Below are 11,664 nucleotides of genomic sequence, written 5' to 3'. Positions count from 1 at the left end.
TTTAGAGTTGAGGTAGACTCGGAACAATTCCCCAGTAAGTCAAGCGTCTAGCTGAGGGCTTTCGCCCGCCGGATCATGTTGACGCGGTTGAGGACGAAAGAACCTTGCGAGCTTCCTTTTCGGCAACCGAACCCTTCACCCATTGCCATGGGCTGCGCGGCTTCCGGGCCTTGGACAGCTCCGGGTTCGCCTTGGCATCACTGGCGGCTGCGCGCAGGCGTTCTCGGGCCTCGCGCGGGTCGAGCTTGAGTTCGTCGCAGAGCGTTTTCAGAGTGATGATGTCAGCCATATTCGATCTCCTAGGTTGCTGATGCAGATCGATAAGACGCGCGCCCTGTGTGTGTCAGGGATAACCCCAGAACATCTTTAGCTTTTCCCGATTTGCTGCTACCACTGATCTCGACATGGCAGACGCGGCCATGTTGGGGCGTGGAAACCCCTCTCTGACTAGGCCGTGAAACCGGCTGAACACCTTTGACCTATGGTCGGGGTGCCTGTGTTATACAACAGGCTCCGGCTAAAGGCACAGGGTCCGTGTCAGAGCGGATTTCCAACACCCCGATCACCAGTCAACCGCGAGGGCGCTCGCAGATCGGGGTGGGATGGGACTGACGCTCACCGAGCCAATTGAATGGGAAGAACGCGCAAGTCTGCCAGACTGTGCGGGCGTGTATGTGATTGCACGCAGTGAGCCGACCAACACCGTCTACATCGGCCGAACGTGGGGCGCGAAGGGCGTCAGAAACCGGATACGCCAGTTTCACAGATCGGCCTCGACTGGGATGAAGGGCCACGCGGGCGGCGTCACCTTCCATGGTATGTTTGATGGCGACATGACCGATCTTTGGGTCTCGACACATCTCCCCGAGGGCATCCCTTTATCTCCCGAAATTTTGCATCCCTACATAGCCTACGCAGAAAGGCGCTTGATCTGGGAGCATGTTGAAGCAAACGGGTGCTTGCCGGTTTGCAACTCCGAGTGACCCGAAACCAAGCCCCAGCAGCCGGAGACAAACGCGCGCGCGGCGGCGTTGCATTGAGCCAGGAGCGCCAGTTTGCCGTTTTCGTGCACATGACCTCCGGCAGGTACGCAACGGCGCTGAGCGGGCCGCTCAGAGCCTTGTCGCGTTTCGACTCGCGCAGCAGTTCCTACGCCCACTGCATGAACAACGGGGTTACGCCTGACGGACGGCCCCAATTTTCTTATCGCATTTGCACCAATCACCTTTGACCACAGGAGACATATGGACATGGCAATCGAAGCAACTTGGAACTTCAACGGGGAAAAGAAGGTAATCCTTGGGAGGCTGCACAGGTTATGGTGCTTCCTGTTCGGCCCGTTCTACTACCTGTTCAAGGGCATGTTCCTGTGGGCGATCCTGTCGGTGATCACTGCAAACGGCCTGTGGATCGGCCTCCCCCTTTTCAATCGCGCCATCGTGCTGCGCCATTTCCACCGCAAGGGCTGGGTGCAAGAATGATGCGCCGGATGCCCCAGCCCATGAGTAAAGCCACCCACACAGCACCCAAATCAGCGCCTGCTAGTGGCCCTGTTTGCGGACCAATTGAAAAGACTCAGATATCTGGCTCCGTCTCACCTCTAACAGCCTGATCAATAGTCCGCGTGTCGGTCTCGGGCGCATCTGACCGCACCTACGGAGGCGAAGACAACAGGTGACCACATGGGGATGGGGGGTGGCGTTTTTTAACGGTGCACGCCTTGCGGGCAGACAAGGGGTCATACCCGCTGCCGAGGTTTTCGGTCCCTAGCCGCTGTCCCTGCTTGTCGCCTAATGACACCGATGCCTGGTCCACAATTCTGGGGCTGAGCATCAGTCGTGGCAAATTTGTGACCCACCGCCAGCATGCCTTCTCGAGTTCGCGAACTTGGTCAGTGTGCCAGATTGCCACTATGTCATGACGCGCGGTGGCAATCTGCCAGAACGCCAGTGTCGGTATGAGATATACTGGCATTCTGGCACGCTGACATCTTCGTCACGCTTCGGGCAGAGACCACACCCAGCCTGACTTCTTCTGGGCTGATTTCACGCCGATGCGCGACCGCGCACGGTCTAGTGTCCGCTTGCTGATGCCCTGCTCGGTTGCGAGCGCCTCCATCTCCTTTGCCTTTCGTGGACCTTTGCGAAGTTCGCGTTTGAGGAACTCCTCGGCGGCATCCTTCGGGCGCGGCCTGTCGGCACCGGAGTTCAGGTCCTCGACTGAAACGTCGTCCGTTCCGACGAACCGAAGGCGCGGGATGTCATCCTCAGTCTCGCCTAGCGCCAGCTCATAGACCCAAGTCGGCCCTCGCGGCCCGACATTGTGTTTGAGGTGCACCATCACCCTGTGGTCGTCCCGCTCCGGGTGCCTTCCGATACGCAACGCCGAGCGCGCGGCTGCGATCATGTCGATGGTCCCACCTCCCTGATAGAGCGCGTTGTCGTGCTTCATCTTGGTCAGGTGCCGGATCAAGATGATGGCGCAACCATAGTCCTTGGCGACGGACTCGACCTTGTCGAGTAGCGAACGAACCGCTGGCGAGTCCTTGATCGGTGTGTCTGTAGGTACGAAAGAAACCCAAGGGTCAATGATGATGACCTCTGGCTCATACTCGTCCAATTCCGCCCGAAGGGTATCGAGGCCGTCTTCGTCAAGCGCAATGCGCCCGTTCAAGACCCTTATCCGCTCCGAGTCGCCGCCCAAGGCATCAATGCGTGGACCGGTCGTATATGACGGGTCATCCTCTGCGCTGATGTAGAGAACGTTCCCTTGGGTGACCTCCTGCCCATCCGGTAACCTGCCGCCGGTCGAAATGGTGGCGGCGAGATACATGGAGAGGAACGACTTGCCCAGACCGGGGTCGCCTTCGAGGATAGTCAGCATGCCGAAAGGGATGTAGGGACGCCAGAGCCACTGGACCTTCCGGCGCTTCACGGTCGAGAGGGTAACGAACGTTTCTTTGCTCCTCATTGCCCCGCCTCCAGCTTTGCGATGATACGAGATACCTCGGTCTCAAGTGCGTTCAGGTCTTCGCCGTATTTGTCGAGAAAGTACGGACTCGTCCAAACCACTCCAGCGATTTCAGCGACGGATGCACCCACCTCATGAAGACCCGCCACGATCAAGAAAATGCTGCGGGAACGGTCGGGGGCTACAGCATGGTCGTGCCTGAGAAGCTGGCCTGTCGGCACCTTCAGCTTGGCGCGATATTTGCGCCATACGGAAAGACGATCATGGCCTCCCGGGTGGATTTTCGTTGCTTGCGACCGGGCAGCATTGCTCCGACCTTGATCGGGCAATAGCTGCGGTCTCTTGAAGATCAGTCGTGTGTCATAGTGCCGGAGAGGGATGAAGGGCTTCGCATATGCTGGCTTGTGGTTGAACGAACCGGGTACACGCAGCAGCTTATTTGGCGCACTTCCACCCTTGTCGCCCCCATGACGATAGGTCAGCGCCTTTGAAAAGGCCGAAGCCCGTTTCGGTGTGTGGGGACGGTCCCAGAACCACAAAGCCTGAGTATTGCCCGGAGACGTTTCCCAGACGACCGAAGGCAGAGGGTCGAAGCTGCTGGGGTTGCCCTTGTCGATGTCACACCAGCCCAGACGGCACAGGTGAACACAGTTCACGAGCCGCTTGGGGCGCGTGTACACATTGGGGCTGAAAAATTGATCCCATTTATGGCGGTCGTACTTGCGAAGTAGACGCCCGATTTTCACGTCTTCGTTCAGCCATTCGAATTCTTGCACCATCTTGGTTGACCCGCGACGTTTGAAGCAGAACGCGCCAAAAAGGTCCTGAGACACGCGGTTTTGCGGTTCCCAGAGGGTGGTGAGAAAATCGATCTGATCTCGGATGACGGCGCGGTCTGACGCGCCATGTTCCCACAGTGACGGGAACTCGGAGGTCTTGATGATCGGATACATGGTGTTGCCTTTCAGCTAGGCGCAACTTCTCCGTTCGCGCGAATGTGCGCGTTGCAGGAGGTGTGCGATTTTTCGGGAAAGGTGCCGGACTTAGAAGTCGGCGTAGTGGTGACGGGACCGTTCTTCAGCGCGCTCAGAGAGCCACTGTTCGATCTCGTGTAGGAACCAAGTCACACTGGTTCCTGCGAGGCGCGCTCGCCTTGGGAAACGCCCACGGGCCTCCCAGCGCAAAAGCGTGCTGTTGCTCACCGTGATGCCCAGACGCCGCAAGTCAGCGCGTGTGGCAAGGACCTTTTGTCCGTTCGAGATATCCATCTTGTCTTTCCTTCTGCATGGTTAGGTTTGCGAAGGAGCGCTCCGACAAGACAGAAGATGGATCAGGTTGGATCGCATTGCGAGCGAAGGCCCTGAAAGCGTCAACTCGGTTCGAGTTGGCATTTTCAAATGGCTTGCATGTTTCTTTGGATAGGGCCGTCGAGCTGTTCATGATTGCCCGTGGTCTCCAAGAAAACTCGCCTGACGAATTCAGGGATCGGACCAATGGCAACCTTTAGTTTTTTGTCCCAGTTTCCTCTAGACAGCTTGAGGTCAGGGTAACACTCGCGCAATTCCGACAAACAGACATAGACCACGTAGTGCCTGATTTCATTGGTGTGGGATATCTTGCCTGCAACCTCGCCGGAAATCTCGTCCTCGAAGTCAGCCTGAAGCAGGGCAGCTTCTTTTTTCAGCTCTGCCAAAGCAGCAAGGAACGGTTCTCGGGATGGGGTCTGGATGTCACCATAATGCTCCCAATGCACAAAATGTGGAGTGTTCTCTGGCGCCAGCGCCGCCTCAAGTGTTTCAATTGGATTGATGATCTGGCGCTGCAGCCAAGTTATCCGCTGCGTGAGCGACCTGTCGAAAGGCGCCAGCCGAAAGCCGTTGGGTGATGTCTCAATGCCTCTGCGCACCTTTAGGCACTCGTCGCGTAGCCTCTCCCAGAAATTGGCAAAGCCTTCATCATCGGGCAGACCAAGGATTACGCGGATTTCCTCTCGGCACTCGCCTCCGAACGCACCGTCGTGATTTTCGTCAGTTCGCTCGCCCACAGTTCTAGCGCCTCACGCTTTTCATTGAAATACGTGTAGCGATTGTAGGTTGCGCCGACGCCTGAGACGACCCCAGATTTGTGATTGGTCACGGCGTCGATCACATGGGGCATCACGCCGAGCTTCGCCATGCCTGTCGAGGCTGTGCGCCGGAAGTCGTGGAAGCGCCAGTCAGGCGTTCCCTCCCGCAGAGCGGTATCGACGCGTTCCTTCAGGCGTCCGAACCCAGATATCGCAGAACGCCCAGTCGTCGTGAACACGAAGTCGCTGTCGAGGAACCTGTGCAGTCCACGGAGGATGTCCACGGCCTGATCGGGCAACGGTACTATGTGTAGGCGAGCGTTTTTCACACGATTGGCTGGGAGTTCACAGATACCCTCATCAAGGTTGAGTTCGGACCACCGCATCCCCGCGACTTCGCTCCGGCGCTGCCCGGTTATCAGTAGGAGCTTGAGGAAGGGGCCGAACGGGTAGTCCTCGGCATCGCTGTGCTGCCAGATCGCGCGAATTTCATCATCGCTCAGCACACGATCACGAGGAACCTCACGCGTAGGCGGCCTGAGGAGAGCCACAGGCGACGTTTCGATGTCGCCGCGCATGACGCACCAGTTCATGAGCTTTTTGATGGCTGAGAGCGCCCGATTTGCCCGTGTCGGCGTGCCGTTGGCGATGATGCCGTCCAGCACTTTGCTGACATCCTGCCGTTTGATCTGGTCGATAGGCCGATCCTTCAAACCATCGAACTTGTGCAGAACACTTTCGGTGCGCTTCCAGTCCTTGGTGTTGGGCTTGGCATGAAGCTCGATGAACTTGGGGATCATCTCACCCAGTGTTTCGGTCGATACCTCTGAAACCTCAGGGGCGTTTTCGAACTCGCCCAACTCGACATCACGGGCGATTTCCATCGCGCGGCGTCTGGCGTCGGCTAGGGAGACCACAGGATAAGGGCCGATTTTGATGCGCCTACGAGAGCCGTTCGGTCGGACCAACGTGTAGAACACCTTGGCACCTGTGGTCGACACACGCACATGCAGGCCGTTTACCTTCTGGTCGCGGACCTCGTACCGTTTGGTGGTCGCCGGAGGCATCGCGTCGAGTGATTTGGTTGTCAGCATCTGTTTCATGCAGACATCGTAAGACACCCAGAATCCGCGTGTCAGGGTATGATCTGACGAGTAAAGCTCTGATCTTGCAGGGTTTGTGTTGGTTTGGGGCGGATTGGGTGCTATCCAAGAAATCAACTAATAGATGAGTTGGACAGAGTTCATGACCTTGGTGTGCCCAGACTGTTTCGGAAATAGTGGCCTGCAACGAAGAATAGTCGAAATTCGTCCAAATTTCGATGAGGGGAACTGTGATTTTCACCCGAGTAAGAAGGGAGTCCCGATCGCCGATGTGGCTGCAATAGTCGATGAGGTTTTTCGCAATCGATACACGTTCTCGTCAATTGACCCACGTACAGGCGAGTACAACGGTTACGACCTCGAAGGAACTTTGTGGGAGCTAACTGAAGCGGAAGACGATGACGTTATCCGTGCTCTATCTGACAAGTTGATTGAGTTGGACGATTATTGGCCGCCCGATGGTGGAGAACCTTTCTACTCTGACGAGGTGGGATATGAAGTAAACGATTTCGGGTACGAGGAGCATAGCAATACTTGGCAGTTCTTTCGTCGTGAAATCCTGCATGAGCAACGGTTTTTCAACGTTAAAGCTCTCGAAAAGCTCAAGGAGATATTTGATGGTTTGCACCTGCTACGCGACGACGCAAACCTTCCCGCAGTTTATGAGATAAAACCCAGCGATCCTGAAGCGCGGATATTTCGTGCGCGCATTAGCAACGGTATGGATGGCAGACAAAGGATTGCTGAAAATCCTTCCCAAGAACTAGGGCCGCCCCCTGAAAACCTACGGCGCGCCGGGAGAATGAACTCCTCCGGGATTCTTGCGTTCTACGGGGCGTTTGATTTCAATACCTGCGTTGCCGAGCTGCGTCCGGCTGTGGGCGAAACAGTAGTATCGGCTGAGTTCGGGTTAGTTCGGCCCATACTTGTCTTGGATACAACAAGATTCTCAGGAAGACCCAAGGACATCAATATCTTTGCGAAAACGCACATGAAAAGAATCAGGCTATGGAAATTCATGTCAACATTCATGAATGAAATAGCTCAGCCTTGTCTGCCAAATGACGAGCACTTGGATTATGTCCCGACACAAGTCGTCTCAGAGTACCTTCGACATCTTCACAAATTCAAACGCGGCGATGGAGACCAGACCATAGACGCTATCATATATCGGTCGGCACAGAACGGCGTTGGAAAGAATATCGCGATCTTCGGGGATGCCGGGTCAGTTGAAGGAGGCTCAAACACATCAGGGTGGGCTTGGAACAAAATCCAACATGGGTTGCAATTCATAGAAGGCACAGTGGAAACACATTTGGTCAACGGCGTTTCCCACAATACTGTAGAAGCATTTACGCCTGTCCGTGGCTCCAGACGCTCAAGTCACGAAGAAAGCTTTTGAAGCGTTATCCCAACCCGAAACATTGGGCCAATTTTTGTGAGCATTTCCTATGAGCACACCACCTAAACATCTTAGGACCGGTTCTGACGCTGGACGAGGATTTCGATATCAGGACGCCGTGGCTGCATTGGTGGCGGTCCAACTCTGGGCGCGAAGTGAAGTTGGCACCATCATCCCGGAAGGCAGTGATGATATAGAGCGGCGTACTGGTCCTCAAAGCGACTTGATATCTGTCAAAAGCCGTCGGCACGAGCGAGGTCCATTCCGTCCATCGGATATTCGTGAGCATGTCACGCAGTTGGAGCGCCGCGCACGTGACGGTGATGCCCGTTCACTTGAACTTGTGCTTGAACAGGATGTCACGGAGGATGCGCGCCAAGCTGTCACCTCCCCGATATCACTTGCGATAATTCCATCTCCACGAGAGGACGCAGCTGCAATCGTCGAAGAGCGAATGGGATGCTGGGCGGTTGCGGCAGAAATCGCTGTTGCCAAACTACAGGACATCCTTGGCGATCTGGCAGACCGTAATGGGCCACTCCCAGTTGGCGAGAGAATTGGCCTAGGTGCTGCAGAGGTGGAAAGGATTCTCTCGGATGCGCTAGCGTCGATCCAACATGAAGCACTTGAAGAAGCGATACTAGGCGGACTCGTTGAGGCCGTCGATTTCAACACGCCGACAGACGAACCGTCCTTCTATTCTGGCGTGGATGTTGAGCCTGGCCATTTGGCGGCTGGGCTTGTTGTGACTCGGCCAGAAGATGGTCATGCAGTTGAAGAGGCCCTAGGAGCGCGCAATCGAGCTATCATTTGTGGTCCGTCCGGTGCCGGAAAGTCTGCGGTGATGTGGCAAGTCGCGAAGGCTACCAAACACACGATCCGTTGGTATCGCCTACTACGTCTTGAAAACGAGGATATCGGTATTCTCAATCGGTTTATGGGAGGATTGCGTATTTCCCCCAGTAGGCCGGTTGGGATTGTGCTGGATGATGCAGGGAGACGCTTGCCTGAGGCTTGGGGACGTGTCCTTGGGATCGCTCAACTGAAGCCGGGCCTTGTTCTACTTGCCTCGTGCCGAGAAGAAGATCTCGTAAGGCTGCGGACCGCTGATACACCTCTTCTTCGTTTGACCGCTAACGAAAACTTAGCAAAAGCACTTTGGGAGAAGCTTCACCAAGAAGGAAAAACAGGCTGGGCAGGCTGGCGAGAGCCTTGGGCGTCGGCAGAGGGTCTCCTTATGGAGTATGCCCACATGTTGTCTACGGACACTCGCCTTCAGGAGGTTTTGAAGGAACAATTTGATGACCGACTTTCTGATCCAGAGCGTGATCTAGAAACTGATGCCGTAAGGATCGTCTCTTGTGCGCACGCGAGTGGTGCAAGGATCGATGTCAAAAGACTCGCAGAAGTCCTAGGCGCTACGGCACCAGAGATGTCCAGAGCGTTCACAAGGTTGGCGCGTGAGCACCTTGTTCGAGCAGCGCAAGAAGGGCTTGTAGCACCTCTTCACCAGCTAAGGTCGAGTGTGCTTATGGCGGAGGCACACGCCTCAGGAGCCGTGGCGCTCAGCGACACCCTTGGCGCGGCCATCGCAGGCACCCATTCCCAAGATCTATCTATATTGCTTGCCGACATTGACGTTGAGAAGGTCGAGTTGGTTGACCCTGCGGTTTCTGCTCTGGCCTCGAGGATAAATGCAAGCCAAGACCCCACCACTCTTTTACATGGCTTGAAAGGTCTTGCGTTTCTCGAAGCCAAAAGCATTGCTGTCGGCTGGCTCAAAACCGAAGCCGCCAAGGCGCTCCCATTTGGTCAAAGGCAAACAGCAGCGGCACTTAGCTTGAGCGATGCCGACCTGTCAGGTGACATTTGGCCTGATGCTCTTACCAACGCAGTCAGAGAATTTGGTCGGCAGATGCATGGAGCAAAAGCTACACTACGCACCACTCTAATCAGCAAGTGTGACCCCGATCTAATTGGGCGCATCTTTCAATCGTGCTCTGCCAATGAAGTCCAAGGTATTCTTGCAGCATTGATTGGTATTGAAGCGCTGCCCGCCTCAGTCAGATCTGCGATTTTGGATCACGGCCCCAATCCGATGGAACTGCCCTTTGACGAAGCAGTCAGCCTGCTCGAAACCATCATTGACCTCGACCGAGAAGTAGCAGTGCTTTGGACTGACAAAATTGCTCCAGATGGTCTGGTTGGGAGGGTGGCTCGTGAAGTGCCGTGGGCGACAGTCCCTGAGATTGGACATGACGGGGATTTGGTCGTCGCGTCCTGCTCACACGTACATATTGCGGATGAAATCGTTCCCGATGCTCATGAGGCGGTTGTTTCGCTATGCCGGTATCTTTTCGCACTAGCGCCACAGGTAGACCGTGCAGACGTAGACGCAATCGACGCCAGTGGCGTTAGATTGGCGATAGGAGACTTTGAAGTTGCTGCCAAAACGATGCCGCGAAGTGCATCACCACCGGTCTCACGCACGGGCTGGAACCGCACGATAATAAGTGCTGTCACAACGAGTTCGGAGCTAGAGACACGCACGGCGTTTCTTGCTGAGGCTCTTAGAATTTCCGGACAGATCGCACCAACTCTTGAACGAGTTTTAGACCGTGTCGTGAGAGGCAAGATACCTCCCGAGCGGGACCTTGAAGTGCTTGGAGGCAGCCACAATGCAGCACGGGCTCTGACATCGCCAATAGGCCAATTTGGTGATCGAGCCAAAGGTGAAGTTGACGCATTCGCTGAAGTTCAGGATGCATTGTTTTTTACTAGCGCGGACTTGGTTCGCCGCTACGCAGGTCTACCGGAGGGAGCCAACGCACTCGCGGCATATTGCGGCGAAAAAGCACAAAAACTTCGTGAAGCGCTTAGTGACCCAATGTGGTCTCTACTCGATGGCGTTGATTTTGGCCCGCTAATAAGAATCGTAAGCATCCTTGAGGATGTCAGATTGATTGCGTGGGACCATGGAAAGCGGTTAGCGCGTGCAAGTGCTCCCCGTGAGCAAGTCAGAAAAGCCGCGAAGCGAAACGCGTTGCGTACAGCTTCCAGACTGGCCTGTAGAGATATCAGCCGAACGGGCGAGCGTTTGTTGCAAGAGCTTGAAGCCGAAATGACCAATGAAGGTTTGACAGCCCGAGTCTTCCTCTTACCCGAAAAGACAGACAGTGTTCCCGGAGTGGCCTCAAGCGTTTTGGTACTCGTTGAGGTGGTGGATTTGGACGAGACGCTTGTCGCCGCGCCGGTCGTTTTTGAATTGCTCCGTTCCCTCGTTCCACAGTTCGTTGGATTGACTGTAGTTCCAATTCATGCCGATGGGCATTTGCTCCGTTTCGGGATAGGAGGTTTTGAGAACCCATTCCCGATGGTCGAAGGCGAGTCCTCGGAACGCGTTGAGGAGGTTTTCCGCGATCACAACATTCCACCCGCTCAATTACCTTTGCATGACCTTTACAACGAAATGATTTCGACAGCTTTAGCTATTGGAAACATCCTAGCCGCTGATCGGGCAGGCGAAGACCAGCCCCAAAGCGAGCGCGCCACTCTGATCGGCTTGGAAGACAGGCTAGGCACCCAATCCGAAAAACTCAAAACCAAATTGGGCGGCGAGTTTGCCGATCTCGTGGATTCCGCTCTGGACGAGGCGCAGAGGTTTGGTTTGGGTTCGCGAGATCTTCATTCGATAGCTGCTGGTGGCGAAGACTTAGAGGATAGAATGCGCCAGAGGAAAAGGCTCGCCATTGCCGCTCTAGCGGTGGATTTGGGCCTCCTTGATGAAGGAGAGACTTAGTGCATTCTATCTCCGCCTCTTTGTGAAGTCGCCCGTTGGTTCTTATGTGCGTAGGGCTGGGTGTCACATGGGGGCCGGAATGCTTGAGCTTGATTGCCATGAAATGACGGAGAGCGAAACAGTTTGGAATGCCCAAGTATTTGACTGCAAACCCCATTCGACACGGATTGCATGGGAACGTGATGGTTTGGCCGAAGCCTGAGGAAAATTGAAAATCCTCGTGTCGGTGGTTCGATTCCGCCCCCGGGCACCATTGTATAACTATAAATCAATGATTTAAGTTGAGATGCGCTACGCTCCTACCAATCTGCTGGCTAGCTGGGTG

Annotated in this window: 10 protein-coding genes; 4 read left to right on the top strand and 6 right to left on the bottom strand. The window is 55.3% G+C overall.

Annotated elements, in window-relative coordinates:
- Positions 1 to 73: 73 nt before the first annotated feature.
- Entirely contained in the window at positions 74 to 289 is a 216-nt protein-coding gene (locus tag VWZ87_RS04235; protein WP_416534520.1) for a hypothetical protein, read from the bottom strand.
- Positions 290 to 602: 313 nt separating this feature from the next.
- On the opposite strand from VWZ87_RS04235, the gene VWZ87_RS04230 reads away from it, so the two are divergent.
- Both VWZ87_RS04230 and VWZ87_RS04225 read left to right on the top strand, forming a co-directional pair.
- Positions 603 to 983 carry a hypothetical protein gene (locus tag VWZ87_RS04230; protein ID WP_416534519.1) on the top strand — a complete coding sequence of 127 codons (381 nt, stop codon included), beginning with the start codon at positions 603 to 605 and terminating at the stop codon, positions 981 to 983.
- A gap of 267 nt (positions 984 to 1,250) precedes the next feature.
- The gene (locus VWZ87_RS04225; protein ID WP_416534518.1) at positions 1,251 to 1,481 is read left to right on the top strand and encodes a hypothetical protein; all 231 of its coding nucleotides are present in this window, start codon (positions 1,251 to 1,253) and stop codon (positions 1,479 to 1,481) included.
- A gap of 514 nt (positions 1,482 to 1,995) precedes the next feature.
- On the opposite strand, the gene VWZ87_RS04220 is transcribed toward VWZ87_RS04225, so the two are convergent.
- The 5 genes from VWZ87_RS04220 to VWZ87_RS04200 form a co-directional block, all read right to left on the bottom strand.
- Entirely contained in the window at positions 1,996 to 2,970 is a 975-nt protein-coding gene (locus VWZ87_RS04220) for an AAA family ATPase (protein WP_416534517.1), read from the bottom strand.
- Complete coding sequence (locus VWZ87_RS04215; protein WP_416534516.1) at positions 2,967 to 3,923, bottom strand: DNA-primase RepB domain-containing protein; 957 nt, start codon at positions 3,921 to 3,923, stop codon at positions 2,967 to 2,969. The genes VWZ87_RS04220 and VWZ87_RS04215 overlap by 4 nt, the downstream gene beginning before the upstream one ends.
- Positions 3,924 to 4,013: 90 nt before the next feature.
- Positions 4,014 to 4,238 (bottom strand): helix-turn-helix transcriptional regulator, encoded by a 225-nt coding sequence (locus VWZ87_RS04210; protein ID WP_293712254.1) that lies wholly within the window; start codon positions 4,236 to 4,238, stop codon positions 4,014 to 4,016.
- A gap of 125 nt (positions 4,239 to 4,363) precedes the next feature.
- Positions 4,364 to 5,014: a hypothetical protein gene (locus VWZ87_RS04205; RefSeq protein ID WP_416534515.1), complete on the bottom strand. Its 651-nt coding sequence runs from the start codon at positions 5,012 to 5,014 to the stop codon at positions 4,364 to 4,366.
- The gene (locus tag VWZ87_RS04200) at positions 4,945 to 6,138 is read right to left on the bottom strand and encodes a tyrosine-type recombinase/integrase (protein ID WP_416534514.1); all 1,194 of its coding nucleotides are present in this window, start codon (positions 6,136 to 6,138) and stop codon (positions 4,945 to 4,947) included. The genes VWZ87_RS04205 and VWZ87_RS04200 overlap by 70 nt, the downstream gene beginning before the upstream one ends.
- 124 nt (positions 6,139 to 6,262) lie before the next feature.
- Here VWZ87_RS04200 and VWZ87_RS04195 point away from each other — a divergent pair, with 124 nt between their 5' ends.
- Together VWZ87_RS04195 and VWZ87_RS04190 are read left to right on the top strand one after the other, a co-directional pair.
- A complete protein-coding gene (locus VWZ87_RS04195; protein ID WP_416534513.1) occupies positions 6,263 to 7,540 on the top strand; it encodes an RES domain-containing protein in 1,278 nt (425 codons plus the stop codon).
- 118 nt (positions 7,541 to 7,658) lie between these two features.
- The gene (locus VWZ87_RS04190) at positions 7,659 to 11,339 is read left to right on the top strand and encodes a hypothetical protein (RefSeq protein WP_416536871.1); all 3,681 of its coding nucleotides are present in this window, start codon (positions 7,659 to 7,661) and stop codon (positions 11,337 to 11,339) included.
- Positions 11,340 to 11,664: the final 325 nt, after the last annotated feature.

It is taken from the genome of Phaeobacter sp. JH20_37 (genome assembly GCF_048056015.1).
GTDB classification, from domain to species: domain Bacteria; phylum Pseudomonadota; class Alphaproteobacteria; order Rhodobacterales; family Rhodobacteraceae; genus Phaeobacter; species Phaeobacter bryozoorum.
This window is presented reverse-complemented; position numbering and strand designations above follow the sequence as displayed.

What these genes read in the sequence shown, in the direction of transcription:
- VWZ87_RS04235 (WP_416534520.1), bottom strand. Translation starts at nt 289, where the DNA reads ATGGCTGACATCATCACTCTGAAAACGCTCTGCGACGAACTCAAGCTC.
- VWZ87_RS04230 (WP_416534519.1), top strand. Translation starts at nt 603, where the DNA reads ATGGGACTGACGCTCACCGAGCCAATTGAATGGGAAGAACGCGCAAGT.
- VWZ87_RS04225 (WP_416534518.1), top strand. Translation starts at nt 1,251, where the DNA reads ATGGCAATCGAAGCAACTTGGAACTTCAACGGGGAAAAGAAGGTAATC.
- VWZ87_RS04220 (WP_416534517.1), bottom strand. Translation starts at nt 2,970, where the DNA reads ATGAGGAGCAAAGAAACGTTCGTTACCCTCTCGACCGTGAAGCGCCGG.
- VWZ87_RS04215 (WP_416534516.1), bottom strand. Translation starts at nt 3,923, where the DNA reads ATGTATCCGATCATCAAGACCTCCGAGTTCCCGTCACTGTGGGAACAT.
- VWZ87_RS04210 (WP_293712254.1), bottom strand. Translation starts at nt 4,238, where the DNA reads ATGGATATCTCGAACGGACAAAAGGTCCTTGCCACACGCGCTGACTTG.
- VWZ87_RS04200 (WP_416534514.1), bottom strand. Translation starts at nt 6,138, where the DNA reads ATGAAACAGATGCTGACAACCAAATCACTCGACGCGATGCCTCCGGCG.
- VWZ87_RS04195 (WP_416534513.1), top strand. Translation starts at nt 6,263, where the DNA reads ATGAGTTGGACAGAGTTCATGACCTTGGTGTGCCCAGACTGTTTCGGA.